General features: G+C 73.6%; 14 protein-coding genes. 6 read left to right on the plus strand and 8 right to left on the minus strand.

The genetic code is table 11. From position 1 onward, the window contains the following. The first annotated feature begins 47 nt into the window (after nucleotides 1-47). The gene (locus ACWEVS_RS14330) at nucleotides 48-875 is read left to right on the plus strand and encodes an aldose 1-epimerase family protein (RefSeq protein WP_452551793.1); all 828 of its coding nucleotides are present in this window, start codon (nucleotides 48-50) and stop codon (nucleotides 873-875) included. Then, nucleotides 854-1,852 (plus strand): phosphotransferase, encoded by a 999-nt coding sequence (locus ACWEVS_RS14335; RefSeq protein WP_449926029.1) that lies wholly within the window; start codon nucleotides 854-856, stop codon nucleotides 1,850-1,852. Before ACWEVS_RS14330 ends, ACWEVS_RS14335 begins: the two co-directional genes overlap by 22 nt. Here the strand turns inward: ACWEVS_RS14335 and ACWEVS_RS14340 are convergent. Next, nucleotides 1,849-4,113 carry a M64 family metallopeptidase gene (locus ACWEVS_RS14340; RefSeq protein WP_452551795.1) on the minus strand — a complete coding sequence of 755 codons (2,265 nt, stop codon included), beginning with the start codon at nucleotides 4,111-4,113 and terminating at the stop codon, nucleotides 1,849-1,851. The two genes, ACWEVS_RS14335 and ACWEVS_RS14340, sit on opposite strands and share 4 nt — an antisense overlap. 75 nt (nucleotides 4,114-4,188) lie before the next feature. Between ACWEVS_RS14340 and ACWEVS_RS14345 the strand changes: the two genes are divergently transcribed. The 4 genes from ACWEVS_RS14345 (at nucleotide 4,189) to ACWEVS_RS14360 (ending at nucleotide 8,828) form a co-directional block, all read left to right on the plus strand. After that, nucleotides 4,189-5,136 carry a LysR family transcriptional regulator gene (locus ACWEVS_RS14345; protein WP_452416701.1) on the plus strand — a complete coding sequence of 316 codons (948 nt, stop codon included), beginning with the start codon at nucleotides 4,189-4,191 and terminating at the stop codon, nucleotides 5,134-5,136. 46 nt (nucleotides 5,137-5,182) lie between these two features. After that, on the plus strand, nucleotides 5,183-6,349 hold the full coding sequence (locus tag ACWEVS_RS14350) for an FAD-dependent oxidoreductase (RefSeq protein ID WP_452551797.1): 1,167 nt from the start codon (nucleotides 5,183-5,185) through the stop codon (nucleotides 6,347-6,349). Nucleotides 6,350-6,487: 138 nt separating this feature from the next. Beyond that, entirely contained in the window at nucleotides 6,488-7,816 is a 1,329-nt protein-coding gene (locus tag ACWEVS_RS14355) for a class II 3-deoxy-7-phosphoheptulonate synthase (RefSeq protein WP_354912471.1), read from the plus strand. Between the two features lie 235 nt (nucleotides 7,817-8,051). Then, a complete protein-coding gene (locus ACWEVS_RS14360; protein WP_449926016.1) occupies nucleotides 8,052-8,828 on the plus strand; it encodes an SAM-dependent methyltransferase in 777 nt (258 codons plus the stop codon). Between the two features lie 47 nt (nucleotides 8,829-8,875). Here ACWEVS_RS14360 and ACWEVS_RS14365 read toward each other — a convergent pair whose 3' ends face one another. The 7 genes from ACWEVS_RS14365 to ACWEVS_RS14395 all read right to left on the minus strand — a co-directional run bounded on the left by ACWEVS_RS14365 (nucleotide 8,876) and on the right by ACWEVS_RS14395 (nucleotide 20,843). Further along, nucleotides 8,876-9,253, minus strand: coding sequence for a thioredoxin family protein (locus ACWEVS_RS14365; protein ID WP_449926013.1), 378 nt, complete (start codon nucleotides 9,251-9,253; stop codon nucleotides 8,876-8,878). A gap of 59 nt (nucleotides 9,254-9,312) precedes the next feature. Further along, the gene (locus tag ACWEVS_RS14370) at nucleotides 9,313-12,042 is read right to left on the minus strand and encodes an FtsX-like permease family protein (protein WP_452551800.1); all 2,730 of its coding nucleotides are present in this window, start codon (nucleotides 12,040-12,042) and stop codon (nucleotides 9,313-9,315) included. Next, nucleotides 12,039-15,215: an FtsX-like permease family protein gene (locus ACWEVS_RS14375; RefSeq protein ID WP_452551802.1), complete on the minus strand. Its 3,177-nt coding sequence runs from the start codon at nucleotides 15,213-15,215 to the stop codon at nucleotides 12,039-12,041. Before ACWEVS_RS14375 ends, ACWEVS_RS14370 begins: the two co-directional genes overlap by 4 nt. A 91-nt stretch (nucleotides 15,216-15,306) precedes the next feature. After that, nucleotides 15,307-17,112, minus strand: a complete 1,806-nt coding sequence (gene cydC / locus ACWEVS_RS14380) for a thiol reductant ABC exporter subunit CydC (protein ID WP_452551805.1) — start codon at nucleotides 17,110-17,112, stop codon at nucleotides 15,307-15,309. Then, the gene (cydD, locus tag ACWEVS_RS14385; protein WP_452551807.1) at nucleotides 17,109-18,908 is read right to left on the minus strand and encodes a thiol reductant ABC exporter subunit CydD; all 1,800 of its coding nucleotides are present in this window, start codon (nucleotides 18,906-18,908) and stop codon (nucleotides 17,109-17,111) included. The genes cydC and cydD overlap by 4 nt, the downstream gene beginning before the upstream one ends. 32 nt (nucleotides 18,909-18,940) lie before the next feature. Further along, nucleotides 18,941-19,669, minus strand: a complete 729-nt coding sequence (locus ACWEVS_RS14390; RefSeq protein WP_449925999.1) for a cytochrome d ubiquinol oxidase subunit II — start codon at nucleotides 19,667-19,669, stop codon at nucleotides 18,941-18,943. A 1-nt stretch (nucleotide 19,670) separates the two neighbouring features. Continuing rightward, nucleotides 19,671-20,843 (minus strand): cytochrome ubiquinol oxidase subunit I, encoded by a 1,173-nt coding sequence (locus tag ACWEVS_RS14395; protein ID WP_452551809.1) that lies wholly within the window; start codon nucleotides 20,841-20,843, stop codon nucleotides 19,671-19,673. Between the last annotated feature and the right edge of the window lie 39 nt (nucleotides 20,844-20,882).

Consider the following 20,882-nt stretch of genomic DNA (forward strand, 5'->3'; position numbering starts at 1 on the left):
CGCCGGACCGCTCCTCTGTATCCTTTGCCGGTCGAAAGGATCCCCCTGTGCCCATATTGTCCGGTGCCGGCTACACCGCCGAGATCAGCACCCTCGGCGCCGCCGTTCGCGGCCTGCGTCTCGGCGCGCGCGAGTTGCTCACCAGCTGGCCCGAAGGCGGGCCCGTCCCCTACTACGCGGGCACGCTGCTGGCGCCGTGGCCCAACAGGGTGGGCGACGCCACCTACACGTTCGCGGGCACCCGCTACGAGCTTCCGGTGAACGAGCCCGAGCGCGGCCACGCGCTGCACGGCCTGGTCCACGCGGCCGAGTGGCGGGTGACGGAGCAGGGGCCGTCGTCGGTACGGCTGGCGTACACGCTCGAGCCCTCGCCCGGCTATCCCTTCACCCTGTCCTTCGAGGTCGTCCACGCGCTCGGCGACGACGGCCTGACGACGACGGTGACCTGCGAGAACACCGGCGAGCGCGCCGCCCCCTACGGCTGCGGCCCGCACCCGTGGCTGCTCGGCGAGCGGCTGCGGGTGCCCGCCGCGAAAGTGCTGCTGGCCGACGAGCGGCTGCTCCCCCGCTCGCTGGAGGACGTGGCCGGCACGCCGTACGACTTCAGGCAGGCTCGCGACCTCGGCGGCACCCGCGTCGACCACACCTTCACCGGGCTGTCGGCGGGTGAGGTCCTGGTCGATGACATCAGGGTGAGCTGGGACCCGGCGGTGCTGCCGTGGGTGCAGATCTGCACCGGCAGGCACCTCGGCTACGTCGGCGTGGCGGTCGAGCCGATGACCTGTCCGCCCGACGCGTTCGGCTCCGGCAGCGACCTCGTCGTGCTGGAGCCGGGCGGCCGGCACGAGGCCGCGTGGACGATCGGGGTCCGCTGATGGAGAGCAGGACCAAGCGCAGGTTGACCGCGCGGGAGCTGTCCCTGCTCGCCCATCGGGCGGTCGGCGCGCACGTGAGCGAGGCGGTGGAGCTGGCCGACGGCTTCGCCAACGCGGTGTGGCGGCTGCGGCTCGACGACGGCCGCCACGTCGTGCTGAAGCTGTCGCCGTCGCCCGAGCTGGAGCAGCTCACCTACGAGCGCGACCTGCTGCGCATGGAGGCGGCCGCCTACCCGCTGGCGGCGTCGGCGGGCGTGCCGGTGGCGGCGCTGCTGAAGGCGGGTTTCGACGATCCGGTGCTCGGCGGCGACTACCTGGTGCTGTCCGCGCTCGACGGCACGCCATGGAACCAGGTGGCCCTCGACGGGCAGGCCACCGCTGCGCTCCGTCACGAGCTGGGTGGTCACCTGGCGCGGCTCAACTCCGTCACGGGCGAGGTGTTCGGCTACCCGCACAGCGGGCTGACCGGCTCGACGTGGCGCGAGGCGTACCTGCGGATGGCCGGGGCGCTGCTGGACGACGCGCTGCGCTATCCGGCCACCCCGCTCCCCCGTCCGGTCGCCGAGCTGCGGGCGCTGCTGGAGGGCGCGTCGGACGTGCTCGACGAGGTGGCCACGCCGCACCTGGTGCACTTCGACGTGTGGACCGGCAACGTCTTCCTCGACCTGTCCGGGCGGCCGCGCATCCAGGCGATCATCGACCACGAGCGCGCCTTCTGGGGCGACCCGCTGGCCGAGCTCATCACGCCGACGCTCTTCGGCGAGATCGACGAGGACGATCCGCTGCTGGCCGGCTACCGCGCGGTGCGCCCGCTGGAGCTGTCGGCGGGGGCGCACCGGCGGCTCGACCTCTATCGCGCCTACCTCTACCTGATCCTGCTGGTGGAGAACGGCCCCCGGCAGTACCCGGAGGCCGACTACGCTCCCTTGCGCGACCTGGCGACGGCCTCGCTGATCAGGGTCCTCGACCGGCTCTAGTGCCGGTGGCCCTCCTCGCCGTGCTCGGGCTCGGTGGAGTTGGCCACCGCCTCGTAGCCCTGGCCGGTCCCGGCGGTCAGCGCCTTCGCCCTGGCCACCTGCTCGGCGAACCGGCAGGTGGAGGCGCCGGTGACGGTGTTGGGCGCGCCGAGGTCGTCGGGCCCGGCAGCCGCGCAGGTCAGCGCGCCCTTGACGGTGGTGCCCGCCATGATCGCGCCGGTGGTGCCGTTCAGGACGGCGGCGCCGCGGACGGTGGCGCCCACGACGGTGAGCGCGCCGCCCGTGACGGTGAGCGCGCCGGCGACCTCGCCGTCCAGGACGTGGACCTCGGCGGCGTTCGAGGCGGTGAGGGCGCCGTCGACCGTGCCGCCCCTCATCACCAGCGAGGCGCCCTGCCGTACGGTCACCGGGCCGGTGACGTCGGCGCCGGTGAGGCAGGTCACGCCCTCGCGCACGGTCAGGGGTCCCCTGTGGGTGCCGGTGAGGGTGGTCGTGCAGGCGGGCGGCGGGGCGATCGTGGTCACGGTGAACGCGCGCTCCCGGCCGTGGTTGCCGGCGGCGTCGATCGAGCGGTACTCGATCGTGTGGCGGCCGCGGGGCAGCTTGCCGTACACGAGGTGGTCGATGGTGGTGCCGGTCTCGGTGAAGGTCCACGGCAGCTCGGAGGAGGTCGGCCAGCCGAAGTAGTTGAACCAGCCGTCGCCGTCCACGCGCGACTCCGAGACGATGTGGCCGCCGTTGTCGTCGGCGCCGGTCAGCTTCATGGAGAAGGGTCCGTTGAAGATGTAGGTGTCCTTGTCCGGCTTCAGCAGCGGCTGCGACAGCTCGTAGCCGGTGGTGGGGGCGACGGCGTCGACCTTCCAGGTGAGGGTCTGGCCGCCGAGGGTGGCGGTGAGCGTGTGGGTGCCCGTGGTCAGGCCCTTGAGCGCCACCTCCGTGCCGGTGGCGACCTGCCTGCCGTCCAGTGCCCAGGTCACGGCCGGGACGGCGGTCGCGGGATGGGTGGTCTCGACGCGGACGACGTCGCCGCCGCCGACGGGCCGGTCGGTGGGGGTGGAGGAGACGATGGCGGGCGTGACGCCGTCGGGCGGGGTGGTGATCGCGGTGTCGACCGTCCAGGTACGGGTGCCGGTCATGGCGGCGCGGATCGCCGGGTCCCTGACGAAGTCAGTCGGGTCGGTGACGGTGGCCTTCACGGTGTGCGTGCCGGGGGTGAGGCCGAGCGTGCGCAGGTCGAGGCTGTCGACGTCGCCCGGCAGGTCCTTGCCGTCGACGTTCCACGTGGTGACCAGGCCGTGGCTGACGGGGTGCATCGGCTCGACCCACAGCACCCGGTCGGCGCCGACGGGGGCGGCCGTCGGGGTGGAGTCCTGGACCAGGTCGGTCTTGGCGGTGATGCGCCGGACCATGACCTCGCGGCTGACCTGGTCGAAGTAGTAGCCGAGGGTCTTCATCATGGAGTGCCTGCTGGGCCGCCACACGCCCGTGGTCGCGTACAGGCCGCCCTCGTAGCGGCCGATCGGGCCGCCGGACTCGCTGTCGTCGCCCAGCCAGCGCCACCACTTGCGCCGCTGGTCCTTCATCTGCTGCTCGGTGAGCAGGGTGTGGTGGGCGCTGCCCGGCTCGCCGCCGGTGTAGGCGCCGCCGGGGACGCCGCGCTGGTAGTAGTCGTACTCGTCCTGCAGGCCGCCCAGCGAGTGGCCCAGCTCGTGCGGGCTGATCAGCGCGGACATCGCGTTGCTGCCGGAGGCGGTGGCGTAGGAGCCGCCCGCGCCGCCGTAGGTGCCGCTGTTGGCCAGCGCCATGATCTGCCGGTTGGTGGAGGTGGTGCCGGTGACCAGGTCGGCGTAGCGGGTGGCGGCGGCGTTGTTCATCGTGATGAGGCGTTGCACGCTCGCGGGGTTGCAGCCGCCCCAGAAGCCCATGCTCAGCGGCGTGTTCTTCCTCGGGGAGGACAGGTCGGGGTCGCAGCTGACGCCCGACTCGCCCGAGACGATGTCCACGCGGTAGACGTTGATGTAGGTCCGGTAGGACTTGAACGGTTCGATGGACCACATCACGTTGAGGTGCCGGTCGACGTCGGTCCTGAAGGCCGCCTGCTCGCTCGCGGTGTAGCCGTCACCCATGATGATCAGGTTGAACCGCTTGGCGGGCGGGCCCGTCACCTGGACCGGCGTGACCGTGGCGCTGCCTGGCTCGGCAAGGGCAGGAAGCGGGACCAGCCACACGAGAGCCAGCACCGCTGCAACGAATATCCGCATGCCCCGAAATATCAGCCCACACCGGGGTCACCGGGACATCCCATATCTGGATAACTCCAGTGTTATGGTCCGGAAATGCAGTTGGAGCTGAGGCATCTGAGGGTGCTGCGGGCCATCGCCGACCAGGGCAGCGTCACCAGGGCCGCGGCGTCGCTCGGGGTCTCGCAGCCGGCGCTGACCGCCCAGCTGCGCCGCATCGAGCAGGCGCTCGGCGGCCCGGTCTTCGAACGCGACCACACCGGCGTCTCGCTGACCGCCTTCGGGGAGTTCGTGCTGGCCAGGGCACGCTCCGTCATCGCCGGCATGGACGACCTGCTGCAGGCGCGCCCGCCCGCGCATCCGGTGGTGCGCGTCGGCAGCTTCGAGAACCCGATCGTCGTCACCCTGCTGGAGAGCCTGTCGAGGACGCTGCCGGACTCGCGCATCACGCTGCAGACCGAGCACTTCGTCAGGGTGCTGGTGGACATGGTGGCCAACGACCGGCTGGACGTGGCGCTCGTGGCCGACTACCCGGGGCACGCGCTGCGGGCGCACGCCTCGCTGGGGCTCGGCGTGGTCGCGGTCGAACCGGTCTTCGTCGCGCTGTCGTCGGGCCATCCGCTGGCCGGCCGTACCGAGGTGGACCTGGCGGAGCTGGCGGGCGAGCAGTGGGTGCTGCCGCCCTCGGACGGGATGGGCTGGCCCGAGCACCTGCTGGAGGCGTGCACGGCGGCGGGGTTCTCGCCGCGGGCGCGCTACCAGATGGTCGAGGCGGGGGTGCGGCGGGAGCTGGTCGGCGCGGGACACGCGGTCTCGGCCTGCCAGGCGCTCTACGACGCCGGGCCCGCGGTGACCGTGCTGCCGCTGAGGGGCAATCCGCTGTGGATGCGGCACGTGCTGCTGTGGCGCAGCGCGGGTCCCGTCGCCGCGCAGTCGGCGAGCGTGCTGGCCGCGGCCGTGGCGGCGCATCGTGCCGTGGCCGCGCGCAGCGTGCCGTACCGGGCGTGGACCACCCGGTACGGCACGCCACCCGACTTCGCCTGACCTGCCACCCCTTGCGCCCGGACAGATTTCAACGCATGCTGAATTCATGCGCTGTGTGATAGCAGGCGGCGGCCCCGCGGGCGCGATGCTCGCCCTGCTGCTCGCCCGAGCCGGCGTCGAGGTGACGCTGCTGGAGAAACACGCCGACTTCCTGCGCGACTTCCGGGGGGACACCATCCACCCGTCGACGCTGCGGGTGCTGGACGAGATCGGCCTGGCCGAGGCCTTCCACCGGATACCGCACCGCAAGGCGTACGGGCTGACGCTGGTGACCGACACGGGAGCCAGCCGGCTGGCCGACCTGCGCGGGCTGCGCGGGGGCTACGACTACATCGCCTTCGTCCCGCAGTGGGACTTCCTCAACCTCCTCACCGCCGAGGCCGCGAAGTACCCCTCGTTCCGGCTGCTCATGAACGCCGAGGCGAACGGCCTGATCCGCGACGGCGGCACGGTCCGCGGCCTGCGCTACCACGACAAGGACGGCGAGCACGAGCTGCGCGCCGACCTGACGGTGGCCGCCGACGGGCGCGGCTCGACCCTGCGTGTGGCGGCCGGGCTGGCGCCGGTGGAGATGGGCGCGCCCATGGACGTCGTCTGGTTCAGGATGCCGCGCGAGGACGGCGACCCGGGTGAGACGTTCCTGCGCGTCTCGACGGGCCGGCTCCTGGTCGCGATCAACAGGGAGACCTACTGGCAGCTCGGCTACGTCATCCCCAAGGGAGGGGCCGAGCGGCTGCGCGCCGCGGGCATCGAGGAGCTGCGCCACCACGTCGGCCGGCTGCTGCCGTTCCTGGCCGATCGGGTCACGCTGCTGGGAAGCTTCGACGACGTCAGCGTGCTCACCGTCGCGCTGAACCGGCTGCGCCGGTGGTACCGGCCGGGCTTCCTGTGCATCGGCGACGCGGCGCACGCGATGTCGCCGGTGTTCGGCGTGGGGATCAACCTGGCGGTGCAGGACGCGGTCGCCACGGCCAACCTCGTCCTGAAGCACGGCCCGTCCGCGGTGGCCGCGGTGCAGCGGCGCCGCATGTTCCCGACCGTGGTGACGCAGTTCGCCCAGCGGGTGGCGCAGAAGCGGCTCATCGCGCCCGCGCTGGAGGGATCGCTGCGGCTGACCCGGGTGCCCGAGCTGGCGCGGATCCCGGTGATCAACAGGTTGACCAGGACCTTCATCGGCAACGGCGTCCGTCCCGAACATGTGGCCTCCAGGTGACATGACACGCCGCACGCGCGCAGGTCCCTTCCGGCGGGCGTTCGCGGCGTCGGCCACGGGGAACCGGCGTCGCCGCGTTCTCACAACGTGGACGCCGAGCTCGGCGTGCGGGGGGCAGGTGGAATACCCTCATATGCCGTGAGCAACCTTGACGCCTGGCGCACTCTGACCGCGGCCCAGCAGCCCGACTGGCCCGACCGCAGCGAGCTCGAGAAGGTGGTCGCCGAGCTCGGCGGACTGCCTCCGCTCGTCTTCGCCGGCGAGTGCGACCAGCTGAAGGCCCAGCTGGCGGCCGTCGCCAGGGGCGAGGCGTTCGTCCTGCAGGGCGGCGACTGCGCCGAGACCTTCGCCGGGGCGACCGCCGACAACGTGCGCAACAAGCTCAAGACGCTGCTCCAGATGGCGATCGTGCTCACCTACGCCGCCAAGGTCCCCGTGGTCAAGATCGGCCGCCTGGCGGGGCAGTTCGCCAAGCCCCGTTCCAAGGGCACCGAGACCCGCGACGGCGTGGAGCTGCCCGCCTACCGCGGCGACATGGTCAACGGGTTCGAGTTCACCGCCGAGTCGCGCGAGCCCGACCCGTGGCGGCTGCTGCGCGCCTACCACTCCTCCGCCGTCACGCTCAACCTGGCCCGCGCCTTCACCAAGGGCGGTTACGCCGACCTGCGCCAGGTCCACGCCTGGAACCAGGACTTCGTGGCCGAGTCGCCCGCGGGGCGCCGCTACGAGCAGCTGGCCCGCGAGATCGACCAGGCGCTGGCGTTCATGCGGGCCTGCGGGGCCGACCCCGAGGAGTTCCACACGGTGGAGTTCTACTCCTCGCACGAGGCGCTCATCCTCGACTACGACAGGGCGCTCACCCGGGTCGACTCGCGCACCGGCCTGCCGTACGACGTGTCGGCGCACATGGTCTGGATCGGCGAGCGCACCCGCCAGCTCGACGGGGCGCACGTGGAGTTCTTCTCCCGCATCCGCAACCCCATCGGGGTGAAGCTGGGGCCGACGACGACGCCCGAGGAGGCGCTCGCGCTCATCGACAAGCTCAACCCGAAGAACGAGGCGGGCCGGCTGACGTTCATCACCCGGATGGGCGCCTCCAAGATCCGTGAGCACCTGCCGCTGCTGGTGGAGAAGGTGAACGCGTCGGGCGCGCAGGTGGCGTGGCTCTGCGACCCGATGCACGGCAACACCTTCGAGGCCCCGAGCGGTCACAAGACGCGGCGGCTCGACGACGTGCTGGACGAGGTGGCCGGTTTCTTCGAGGTGCACCGGGCGCTGGGCACCCACCCGGGCGGCATCCACATCGAGTTCACCGGCGACGACGTCACCGAGTGCGTGGGCGGCGGGCAGGAGATCGTCGAGGACGATCTGGCCCTGCGGTACGAGACGGCGTGCGACCCCCGCCTCAACCGGAGCCAGTCGCTGGACCTGGCCTTCCGTGTGGCGGAGCTGTACCGGTCGGTCTGACCCGCCTCAGCGCGCGACGCCCGCCTCCTTCCGGGGGCGGGCGTTCGGCGTCTCGCGGGTCCGTCCCGTGGGACCTCCGGGGCCTTCGTGTCGCTCGCGGTTCTGACCGCGCCGGCTCTCCTGACCACCCTCGCGGGAGCGCCGGGGCGGCCCGGCAAGTGGCGGGTACGGCGGACGTGAAACCGAATCGTCTTCTATGATCGCCTGGAAATCATCGGATATCTCGGGAGACATCGTGGATGGTCAGCCGGCGCCTGAGGGAGTGGACCCCAACGTCCCCAACGTCGCGCGGATGTACGACTACTACCTCGGCGGCAAGAACAACTTCGCCGCCGACCGGGCGGCCGCCGACCAGATCCTCCAGCTGTTCCCCGACACCAGGCAGTCGGCCAGGGAGAACCGCGCCTTCCTCGGCCGGGCCGTCCGCCATCTGGTCGCCCAGGGCGTCGACCAGATCGTCGACCTCGGCTCGGGCCTGCCCACCCAGGGCAACACCCACGAGAGCGCGCCCGGCGCGACGGTCGTCTACGTCGACTACGACCCCGTCGTGTGCGCGCACGGCAGGGCGCTGCTGGCCGACGGCGCGAACGTGACCATGCTCCACGGGGACGTGCGGGAGCCGGACAAGCTGCTCGTCGAGCTCGGCGAGCTGATCGACTTCACCCGCCCGGTGGCCTTCCTCATGCTCGCCGTCCTGCACTTCCTGCCCGACGCCGAGGCCCACCCTCTCGTCGGCGCCCTGCGCGAGGCCAGTGTGCCGGGCAGTCACCTGGTCATCAGCCACGCCATCGACGCCAAGCCGGACACCACGCCCGAGGCGCTGGAGGTCTACAAGCGGGCCACCGCCGCGCTCAACCTGCGTACCAGGGAGCAGATCGAGCGCTTCTTCGACGGCTACGAGCTGGTCGAGCCCGGCCTGGTCTTCCCCACCGACTGGCGCCCCGAGCACCCGCCGCTGGTCGGCGACAGCGCCGGATCGGTCGGCTACGCGGGCGTCGGCGTGCTGCGCTGACACGGCGGAGCCCCCTGCTCGGGCAGGGGGCTCAGGGGCGTCCGGCGTCAGTTCTGCTCGGGAGCGGCGCCCATCTCCTGCGCCAGCTCGGCCCTGATGGCGTCCATGTCAAGCGCCTTGACCTGCCCGATGAGGTCTTCGAGGGCCGGCGCGGGAAGGGCGCCCGGCTGGGCGAAGACGACGATGCCATCACGGATCGCCATGATCGTCGGGATGGAGGTGATCTCGAACCCCTCCGACAGCCCCGGCTGCGCCTCGGTGTCGATCTTGCCGAACGTCACGTCGGCGTGCCGCTCCGAGGCCTGCTCGAAGATCGGCCCGAAGGTACGGCACGGCCCGCACCACGCCGCCCAGAAGTCGAGCAGCACGATCCCCTTGTCGGCGATGTCGTTGAAGTTCTGGTCGGTTACTTCGATGGTCGCCACAAGTGGCTCCTCATATCGTCGTCATGCTTGCATCCGTTAGAACCTCAAGCATTACACGCTCATTCCCCCACCCGCAGCGCCACACCGACGCGGCGCCGGCCCGACACCGCGACGTGCGCGACGGCCCCGAGCAGCGCGACGGCGGTGATCCCTGCGCCCAGCAGCAGCGGGGTCGTCCAGGTGCCGGCGTGGCCCACGGGCAGGCCGCCGGCGTATCCGCTCAGGTCCACGCCCGCGCCGAACAGGGCCGGGAAGGCGGTGCCGAGCAGGATCCCCGCCGGCGCGGCCGTCACCACGAGGGGGGCGACCTCGCCGAGCGTCACCGCCCGCGCCTGCCCGGCGGACATCCCCATCGTGGACAGGTAGGACAGGCCGCGCCGCCGTTCGGCGCCGCCCGACACGACGGTGACCCAGACGGCCAGCAGCGAGTAGAGGGCCAGCACGAGGGCCGACAGCCGGAAGGCCAGGGTGATCGTCCTGGTGAGCGGGGTCGACACGATCGCGGCCAGGTCGGCCTCGCGGGTGCCGGCCACCGCCCAGGCGCCGAGCGCCTTCTCCAGCGCGGCGGCCCGGATCCCCTCGCCGAAGACGAACAGCTGGTTGGGGCGCAGCGCCGCCTTCGCCTCCGGCAGCACCGAGGTGGGCAGCACGAGCAGCTCACCGGCGGGATCCACGCCGGGGAAGCGCTCGAGGAAGCCGACGTGGTCGACGACGACGGGCGCGGTGTCGTTGCCCGACAGCACGACAGGTCTGGCGCGTGCCGTGCCCAGGCCCCTGGTGACCAGGACGGGCGCGCCGGTGCCCGCCTTGGAGCCGGCGGCGCGGTCGGCGGCGGCGACGGGCGCCGACACGGCGGGCGGGGCCGCGCCGAGGCGCCGGGCGTAGGCGGCGGTGTCCATGCGCAGGTAGGTGAAGGCGAGCATGCCGCCGGACAGGCGCCCCGCGCGCAGCTCGACGGGGATGACCTCACGCACGCCCGGCAGCCTGCGCACCTGCTCGACCTGCCGGGGCGTGATGGTGCCGTCGCCGACCGACACCTTGGCGTCGGCGCCAGTCCGCTGCCAGGCCGCGGCGCTCTGCCCCGCGGCCAGCGCGTCCAGGGTGAGCGCGCCGTAGACCGACATGGTGAGCGCGGGCACCAGGATCAGCGCGGGCAGCGTGGCGGCGGTCCTGGACCGGGCGGCCGCGGCGACCGCCAGGAACAGCACCGCGCGCCTGCTCCTGGCGGCGGCCATGGACAGCAGGCGCAGCAGGAACGGGTAACCCCACAGCAGGACGAGCGCGCAGGCGACCGCGACCGCGGTAGGCGCGGCCACCAGGAGCGGGTCGCCGCCCGCGCCTGGCCGGGCGGCCGTCACGCCCCGGCTGATCGCCAGGTAGCCGGCCGCCGCGGCCAGGACGACGACGAGGGCGTCGACGACGAGCCTGCGCGGCGTGAACGGCCTGGCGACGAGGTCGGCGCGGTGCTCGGTGAGCGGGCCGCGGTGGGCCAGCAGCAGGCGGCCGGTGCCGTACAGGACGGCGGCCAGCGCCAGCAGCGGCGCCGGCAGCAGGGACATCGCGCTGTCCAGGCCCGGCACCAGCCGCGACAGCCCGAAGCCGAGGAGCGCGCCGGGGACGACGGCCAGCAGGATCACCGTCGCGCCGATGGCCGTGAACTGGGCCGCCGAGGCGGCCCTGGCCCTGGCGGCCACCAGGCCGGCGGCGACGCGGTCGAGCAGCAGGCCGAGCACCAGCGCCACCACCCCGAAGGCGACCGCGAACAGCCCCACGAGCTGCAGCCCCATGAGGGTCTGGGTGGTACCGAGCTTGCCGAGGAACTCGTCGGTCACCTGGGGCAACCGGCTGTTCACCCGGTACGGCATGACCGGCGTCGACATACGGCGGGCGGCCGCCGTGAAGGCGTCGAGGCCGGGCCTGATCAGCGGAGCGCCCTCGATGGTGAAGGCCGACGGCCGCGCCGGGAACGCCCAGCGGTAGTTCATCCGCTCCCTGACCTGGCTGAGCACCGCGACCACCTGCCGGTCGGCCAGGCCCGTGACGACGAAGGAGGCCGCGTTGGCGCCGGGGTTGGGGATGTAGACGCGGCCCATCGAGGGGAACGCCGACCAGAACGGGTCGGCCGGGTCGATCGGCTCGTACAGCCCGGTGACCTCGATGAGGACCTCTCCCGCCGAGACGATCAGAGAGCCGACGTCGAGGCCCATCAGTTCGGTGACGTCCTTGGGCAGGCCGACCTCGACGGTGGTGACCCGGGGCCGGTCCAGCATGACAGCCACGGCCGGGTCCTGGCGCGGGTTGGGCGTCGAGCCGGCGGTCAGCGGGTTGGGCCCGGTGGCCACCTTCGACGGCGGGACGCCCTTGACGTAGCGGACCCGCTGGGCGGCGCCGCTGTTCCACGCCAGGTCGACGAAGTTGTCGGCGCGTGGCTCGTGCCCGGCGTGGCCGGCGAGCCTGAGCCGGTTGGTGCTCACGCCGTAGGTGACCTCGCCGACGAGCGAGGCGAGCGCGGGCGGCATGGCCTTGCGGAGGGCGTCCGTACGCGCGGCCAGCGCCGCCGCGTCGGCGGGCCGTCCGCCGAGCGCGACCGACTGCGCGTCGACGCCGATCTCCAGCAGCTCGGGTCTGGTCTGGCCGACGGCCTGGTGCAGCGAGCGCTCGTAGGAGGCCTCGAACACCCTGGGCAGCGCGCCGCCCAGCAGCGTCATGCTGAGCACCAGCGCGCCGAGCAGCGCGGCGATCCCCCGGTGCAGCAGCGCCAGGCGCGCCGCCAGCCCGATGACGGTCATGCGTCCTCCCCGACGTGCCGGGCCCGCACCAGGCCACGGCGGCGCAGCGAGCCGGCGAGCGCGGCCACGATCGCGAACAGCGCCGCTGCGATGACCGCGAGCAGGAGCGCGGTGGCCGCCCACGGGATGTCCAGCCGTACCGGCGGGGTCACCGCCGTGACCTGCCCGGACAGCACCAGGTGCGGCACCACGACGGCCGCCGTGCCACCGGCCAGCAGGGTGCCGCCCGCCAGGCCGAGCCCGATCAGGAACGTCTGCTCGACGGCCAGCAGCCCGAGCACCTGGCGGAAGCTGACCCCGAGCGCGTGCAGCAGTCCGAGCTCGGCCGCGCGTTCGCGGGCGGCGACGGCCGCGCTGACCGCGAAGCCGAGCCCCGCGAAGATCACCGCGGCGCCGAAACCGATCAGCAGGGCCCCCTGCAGGCCGCCCGCCAGCGGATCGTCGCGCAACTCGGCGAAGACCGCCTGCCTGTCGACGACGTGGGAGCTCCAGCCGGGGTGGGCGGCCAACGCCGCGACGGCGGCGCTGGGATCGCCGTCGCGGGTCGCCGCCCACCACTCGGTGACCCTGGGCGGGGCGGTGACGGTGAGCAGGTTCCTGTCGGCGAGCGTGGGCAGGTCCACGAGGACTCCCGCCTGGCCGACGGTCATGCCGGGCAGGCTGTCGACGACGGCCACCACGACGAGCCCCGAGGTGGTGGCGTCGAACGGCAGGAACAGCCGCATGCCGGGCGCCAGCTTCTCCTCTGCCGCCAGCTCGTCGGTGACGACGACGGGCAGCGGCTGGGGCAGCGTGGCCCTGCCGCCGACGGTGGCGCCGAAGACCCGCTCCGGCGGCAGGTCACGCGGTACGGCCAGCACCACCGCCCTGCCGCGTTCCGGCACGGCGTCGAGTCCGAACAGCGTCCCCTGCTCGGCGCGGACCGGCTTGGCGCTCCCCTCGCCGACGCCGCCGCCCTGGACCCGGCCGACCTGCTCGAACCCGGACCAGGCCAGGTCGCCGGGCAGCCGGACGTCGGCCTGGCCCGCGCGGAGGGCGGCGACCACGACGGGGGCGGGCGTCCGGCCGAAGGCGAATCCGCGCAGGGCCAGCGGGTAGGCGATCCTGCCCGAGCGGCCCGCGAGCGCGGCCAGGTCGGCCACCAGCGTCCGCTCGCCGCCCGTTCCCCTGTCGGCCAGCTCCAGCCGCCAGCGGACGCCGTCGGCGTCACTGACCAGGATCTCGGCCTCCAGCGGGGCGGGCGCCTCGGTGCGGACGAGCACGGACAGCTCGGCCGGCGTGCCGGGGATCGGCACCGAACCGAGCGCGGGCCGCCCGGCCCTGAGTGCCTTGGCGATGTCGGTCAGCGAGGTGGCCGACAGGTCCGCGCGCAGGTTCATGACGCGGTCGAGCCGGTCGGCGTCGAGCGCGAGCAGCTCGGCCGAGCCTGAGCCGATCGCCACCGAGTCGCGGACGGCCGGGCTGACGGCGCGCACGCCGGGCAGTGCGGCGTACAGCCTGCCCGCGCCGGGCCCGCCCACCTCGCCCTGCCCTGCGGCCGGGGAGATCCGCAGGTCGGCGCCCACCCGGTGGGCGGCCTGGTCGCGTTGCGACGACTCCCACGTGGTCGTGGTGATGATCGACAGCACCCCGATGGCCACGGCCATGGTCAGCAGCAGGGCGGGGCCGGCGTAGCGCAGGGGGCGGCGGCTGACCTGCCAGGCGCCGAGGGCGGGGGCCAGCGTGGCGCGCCGCGCGGTGAACGCCGCGACGAGCCTGGAGGTCCACGGCACCAGGCGCATGCCGAGCATGCCGCCGCTCAGCAGCGCCAGCGCGGGCCCGGTGACGAGCATCGGGTCGATCCCGAGCGCGCCCTGAGCCGTGGCGGTGACGGGCGAGCCGTACCTGGTCAGCTGCCAGACGGCCAGGCCCGCCACCACGAGCAGGGCGACGTCGCCGCCCGCCCTGGCCAGCACGCCCCTGCGCTCGCCGCGCCCGCGCGCCGCCTGCTCCTCGACGTAGGTACGGCGGGCGCTGCGCACCGCCGCGGCCGCCAGCAGCGCCGCTCCGGCCAGCGCCGCGGCCGCCGCGATCGCGAACGTGCCGGGTTCGGGCGCCGCCGGCACCCGGACGGCGCCCGCCTGGGCCCACAGCAGTCCGCTGACGCCGTTGAGCACGTGGGGCGCGGCGAAGGGGGCGACCACCACGCTCGGCAGCGCGATGAGCAGCGCCTCGGTCAGGCTCAGCGCCATCAGCCCGCCCATGCCCGCGCCGCGGGCGCGCAGCAGCGCCACCTCCATGCGGCGGCGCTCGGCCAGCATCCTGGCGGTGAGCATCAGCGAGTACCCCGCCAGGATCAGCAGCTGCAGCACCGGCACCAGCATCGTCGACTGGCCGACCAGGGCGCTGCGGTCGAGCTGGGCGAGGTAGCCCGACAGTTCCTCGCGCACCGTGCAGTCGGCGCACGCGGGCCTGGCCTTGAGCCGGTCGGGCAGCCGCGCGGCCGCCGCCGCGAGCGGGCCCAGATCGGCGGTGGAGACCCCGGTCAGGTCGGGCGTGACGTGCCAGTAGCCGAGCACCTGGTCGGCGAACCGGTCCAGGAACGTCGTGCGGGGGACCATGAGGGCCTCGCCGAGGCGGGGATACGGCTCGCCCCGTACGGTGAACACGCCGGTGACCAGTACCTTCAGCGGCGGGTCCGTCTCGCGGCGCCGTAGCGTCAGCTCCTGGCCCGCCTCGACGCCCAGCCGCTGTGCCGTCTCCCGGGAGAGCGTCGCCCGCAGCGGCTCACCCGGTGCGGCCCACGCGCCGTCCACCAGCGTGGCGACGCTCTCGAGGTCGGAGCGGGTGCCGAACGCCAGCCGCTCGCCGTCCTCCCGCTCGTACGGGCCGGAGGTGATGGACGAGACCACTTGCGGGGCGAACCGGGGGAAGGACTCCGCCGCCTGGGCGCGCACGGCGGCGTCGGCCTGGGGGAAGCTCGCGCGCCTGATCCACTGGGTGACCTCCGCCGAGGTGCCGGCCCGGTCGGCCATTGTCACGCTCCATCGGACGCCGACGTCGACCACCGCGGAGATGGAGATCGACAGCGCCACCAGCGTCGTCGTGGCCAGCAGGATGGCCGCGAACGCCGTCAGTGGGAGCAGGGGCTCGCTGACCGCACGCTTGAGCACCCATGCCGTCCGGCCGCGCATCCGGCTTCCCCCTCGCATCCGTTCGGGAGAACATTCGCGGGACGAAACTCACATTCGCAAGAAATGCCCGGATTTCAACACAGAGTTGAGATCATCCCGAGATCAGCGCCTCCGACTGCCACAGGTCCCGGTAGTAGCCCGGTTCGCGGACGAGGTCGTCGTGGTGACCCCGCTGGACGATCCTGCCCTGCTCCAGCACCACGATCTCGTCCACCTGTTCCAGCCCCTTGAGCCGGTGGGTGACCAGCAGCGTCGTACGGCCGTGCGTCACGTCGAGCAGATCGCGCATCAGCTCGTCGGCGGTCACCTCGTCGAGCGCCTCGGCCGGCTCGTCCAGGAGCAGCACGGGCGGATCGTACAGCAGGGCCCTGGCCAGGGCCAGGCGCTGCAGCTGGCCGCCCGAGACGGTCCTGCCGTCCTCGCCGAGCTCGGCGTCCCAGCCGACGCGCGCCACCCAGCGCTCCAGCCTGGCCCTGCGGACGGCCCGCTCCCGCTCCTCCTCGCTGCTGCCGGGCCCCGCTAGCCGGAGGTTGTCGCGCAGCGTGGTCTGGAAGATGTAGGGGTCCTGGGTGAGCCCGGTCATCAGCGTCCTGACGTCGTCGGAGTCGAGGGCGGTGATGTCGACCCCGTTGACCCTGATCGCCCCCGACTCGGGCTCGACCAGGCGCATCAGCGCGGCGAGCAGGGTGCTCTTGCCGGCGCCGCTGGGGCCGACGAGGGCGACCCGCCTGCCCGGCGTCAGCGTCAGGCTCACCCCGTCGACCGCCGCCGCCCCGTTCGCCGAGCCGGCGCCGCGCCCGGCCGCGTGAGCCTCGGCGTCGGCCGGGTGCGCCGGCGCCCCTGCCGCCTGCGGCGCGGGGCGGGCGTGCCGGACGACCAGGTCGTCGATCTCGACCGTCAGCGGCCCGTCCGGCACGGGAGCGGGCGCCGCGGGCTCGGTGACGGCGGCCGGAACCGCCTCGACCTCCTTCAACCGGCGCAGCGCGGCCGCGATCCCGGCGTACCTCTCCCCCGCGGCGGCCAGCGGCAGCACCGGTTCGAAGGAGACCAGCGCCGTCAGCGCCAGGACGGCTGTCGCGACGGTGTCGGCCCCCGTGTTCTGGGCCAGCAGCACGATGGCGGCCACCGTCAGCCCCTGTACCAGCACGCCGACGGCCAGCGCCGCCGCGTGGACGCGGGCCTGGCGGCGTTCGAGCGTGGACAGGTCGGCGTCGGCGGCCCCGGCGTCGGCCAGGGCCCGGTCCTCGGCGCCGTAGGCGGCCAGGTCGGCCGAGCCGTGCACCAGGTCGGCCACCCGGGCGGCGAGCGTGGCCCTCGCCGGAGCGATGCGCGCCGACCAGCGGCGGGCGGCCGCGACCGTCGCCGCGGGAAGCAGCACGCCGGCGACCGCCAGCCCCGCCAGCAGCACCAGCGCGGCGGCCGGGTGGACGGCGAGCGCGATGGCGAAGGCGGCCAGCGCGGTGATGAGCGCGGCCGTCGCGGGCAGCAGGCAGCGCACCAGCAGGTCCTGCACGGCGTCGGTGTCGTCGACCATCCGGCTGAGCAGGTCGGCGCCGCCGTGCGCCGGCCGCTTGGGCGGGATGAGCGACTGGTAGAGGCGTTCGCGCGTGGCGGCCTGGGCGCGCAGCGCGACGTCGTGCCCGGTGAGGCGCTCGGCGTAGCGGAAGACGCCCTTGCTGGTGGCGAAGGCCCTTACCGCCACGATCGCCACGCTCAGCGCGGCCAGCGGCGGCTGCTCGGCGGCCCTGGTGATCATCCAGGCGGCCGAGGCGGTCAGCCCGATGCCGGCCAGCTCGGCGGCCGCGCCGGCGAGCACGGCCCAGAGCAGGCGGGGGCCCATCCGCCCGCCCTCGCCGGGTGCGGCGGCCCGCGGGTCCCGCTGCCGCGTGGTGGTCATCGCTCGTCTCCCGCCTGTGCCGTCCTGTCGTCCCTCGTGCCGCCCTCGGGTGGACGGCGCCCGCCCGGATCCCGCGCCGCGCGGGCGGAGGCGGCCGTGGCGGAGGGAACCGGGGCACGGGAGAGGGCGGGCGCACCGACGGCGGCGGGCGGCCGAGGGGCCGCGGTGTCGGAGACGACGCGGCCCTCCTGGATGCGGATCACCCGGTCGGCCAGCTCGATCATCGCAGGGCGGTGGGCGACGATCACGGCGGTGCGTTGCTCGCTCAGCTCGGCGGTGGCGGCCACCACGGCGGCCTCGCTGCGCCCGTCCAGCCGGGCGGTGGGCTCGTCGAGCAGCAGCACCGCGGTCCGCGGACGGCAGAACGCGCGGGCGAGGGCGAGCCGCTGCCGCTGGCCCGCGGACAGGTTCGCGCCGCGCTCACCGACCTGCGTGTCGTAGCCGGCGGGCAGGGCGCTGACGAACTCGTCGGCGTGCGCGGCCCTGGCGGCCTGCCGTACCTGGTCGGGGGTGGCCGAGGGGGCGCCCAGGCGGATGTTGTCGGCGACGGAGGTGGCGAACAGGTGCGGCCGCTGGGGCACGAACGCCAGCCGGTCGCGCCACGCGGCCAGGTCGAGATCGCGCAGGTCGGTCCCGTCGACGAGCACGCGGCCCGCGGTGGGGCGGACGAAGCCGAGCAGGAGGTGGAGCAGCGTGCTCTTGCCGCCGCCGCTCTCGCCGACCAGCGCCACACGCTCGCCGGGGGTGATGACGAGGGAGACGTCCTCCAGCGCGGGGTCGTCGCGGCCGGGATAGCGGACGGTGACGTTCTCCAGGCGGATCTCCGGAGGCTCGCCACCGGTCCGCGCGGCGGCGGAGGCCGCCGGCGACGCGGGTGCCGCCTGGTCGGCGCTGTCGTCCAGGACGGCGAAGGCGGCGTCGGCCGCCGCGACTCCCTCCATCGAGGCGTGGAAGCGCGTCCCCATCATCCGCAGCGGCAGGTACGCCTCCGGCGCCAGCAGCAGCACCAGCAGCGCCGTCGTCAGGTCGAGGGAGCCGCCGAGCAGGCGCAGCCCGATCGGCACCGCGACCAGCGCCAGCGAGAGCGAGGCGCACAGCTCGAGCACCAGCGACGACAGGAAGGCCACCCGCAGCGTCCGCATGGTCGCCGACCGGTGCGCGTCGGCCACCTGCCGGATGACGCCTGCCTGGTGGCGGGCCCTGCCGAAGGCGCGCAGGGTGGGCAGGCCGCGCACCACGTCGAGGAAGTGGCCGCCGAGCCTGGACAGCGCCCGCCACTGCCGCTCGGTGACGGCCTTGGTGTGCATGCCGACCAGCGCTCCGAAGATCGGGATGAGCGGCAGCGTGATCAGCACGATGATCGCGCTGGCGAGGTCGGCGGCGAAGAGCCTGATGAGGACGGCGACGGGCACCACGCCCGCGACCGCCATGGCGGGCAGGTAGCCGGTCAGGTAGGGGTCGAGCGCGTCGAGTCCGCGCCCGGTGAGCGTGACCAGCTCACCCGAGCGGTGGCCGGTCAGGCGGGCGGGGCCGAGCTCCTGGAGCCTGGCCAGCAGCCGGTGGCGCAGCGCGGACTTCACTCCCGTGGCCGTCCGCGCCGCGAAGATGCCCTGCGTCCAGCCCAGCAGGCCGCGCAGCCCCACCACCGCCGCCAGCCCCAGCAACGCCACGGCGGTGAACCTGCCGGACAGCACCCCGGCCAGCAGTTCGGCCTGGACCAGGACGAGCAGACCCGCGAGCACGGCGGCGGCCATGGTGACGGTCAGGTGCGTGCGCACCGCGCGCTCGGCTCGCATGAGCCGCAGTAGGTCCTTGTGCAACGGGTCCTCTAGAAGAACGACGGAATGCGGTCGACGCCCTTGACTGGCCGGAAGGTGCGCCACACCCATACTTGCGCGCCGACCATGACCGGCGCGAACGGGACCAGCATGAGACTGAGCACATTCAGTGTCGCGGCGGGCGCCGCGTTGTCCAGCAGGTGGGGGGCGGCGGCCGCCAGGAGCACGACGACGGGCGCGGCGGCGGCCAGCGCCGACAGCGCCAGGCCGCGACCCGTCCCCCTGGACTCCCGCCACGCCAGGAAGGTCCTGCCGTGGAAGGCGAACAGCGCGGTGGTGAGCGCCCCGAGGCCGAGCCCCGCGATCCACGGCAGGCCGGCGAGCCGGCCGATGGCCATCCCCCAGCCGGCGGCCAGCACCAGCGAGCCCAGCCAGATCATCAGGTCCCACCAGGCGCGCCATGCCCGGCCCTCGATCCTGCGGCGGAACCACAGACCCGCGTCGCGCAGGACCCAGCCCAGCAGCATGGCCACGACGAAGGGGTAGAGGGCGAAGATCACCTCCCCTTCCAGCAGCGGGAAGGCGCCGAACAGGACACCCGCGACCGCCACCAGCCACACCTCGTTGGCCAGCACGAACGGCGCCATGGCGGCGACCGTGCGGTCCCTGCGTTCCTGGGAGCGGCCCACCAGCAGCAGTCCCGCTCCGAGGTCGAAGCCCTCCAGGGCGAAGTAGCCCACGAGCAGCGCGGCGAAGACGACGAGCCAGACGACGTCCATGTCAGACCTCCAGGCGGACGGGCGCGGCAGCGGTGGTGGCGGGCCAGGCGCCGAGCGCCAGGTCGCCGGGCCCGCGCCGGACGACGCGGGCGATCAGGACGTAGTCGACGACCGCGAGCAGGCCGAGGACGGCGGTGAAGCCGATCAGCGACGCGGTGACCATGCCCGGGGTCAGGCCAGGAGACAGGGCGTCGGCGACGCTGAGGCGCTCCCAGATCATCCAGGGCTGGCGGCCGATCTCCCTGGCCATCCAGCCGAAGACGGCCGCCAGGAACGGCAGCGGCGTCATGATCATCAGGATCGGGTGGGTCCACCGCCAGCGCGGCAGCCAGTAGATGGCGGGCAACAGCAGGAACGGCACGACCAGCTGCAGCAGCTCGCCGATCAGCGTCATGAAGCCCAGCCCCACCGCCGCGCCGGTGTTGCCCTGGAACTTGCCGTCCTGGACGACGCCGAACTGCGCGTAGCCGGTGCCGACGGCCACCAGGACCCCGATGGCCGCCACCACGACGCCCGTGCGCAGGGACCTGGTGAAGAACTCCGCGTGGCCGGTACGGCGGAACAGCTGGTAGGCGCTGGCGCCCATCACCACGAACCCGCCCGCCGTCAGGCCCGCCCCGATGACGTGCGGGAAGGACAGGACCAGCATCTTGTTCGTCAGCAGCGCGCCGAAGTCGGCCAGCCGCAGGCGGTCGCCGTCGGCCACGGCGCCGGCCGGGTTCTGCAGGAAGGAGTTGGCGACCATGATGAAGAAGGCGCTGCCGTAGGCGGTCAGGGTGACGATCCAGATGCAGGCCAGGTGCAGGCCCTTGCGCAGCCGGTGCCAGCCGAAGATCCACAGACCCAGGAAGGTCGACTCCAGGAAGAAGGCGATCAGCGTCTCCATGGCCAGCGGCGCGCCGAAGACGTCGCCCGCGTAGTGCGAAAGGCCGCTCCAGCTCAGCCCGAACTGGAACTCCATCACCAGGCCGGTGACGATGCCGAGCGCGTAGTTGATCACGTAGATCTGGCCCCAGAAGCGGGTCATGTGCTCGTGCAGGGGGTTGCCCGAGCGCACCCAGCGCGTGTGCATGATCGCCACGAGGGGGGCCAGGCCCAGCGTGAGCACCACGAAGAGGAAGTGCAGGCTGCCGGTCAGCGCGAACTGCAGCCGGGCCAGGTCGAGGACGTCCATAGCATCATCTCCGAGCATTGTGTCTGCCTACATATAGAG

The organism is Nonomuraea sp. NPDC003754 (genome assembly GCF_053605785.1).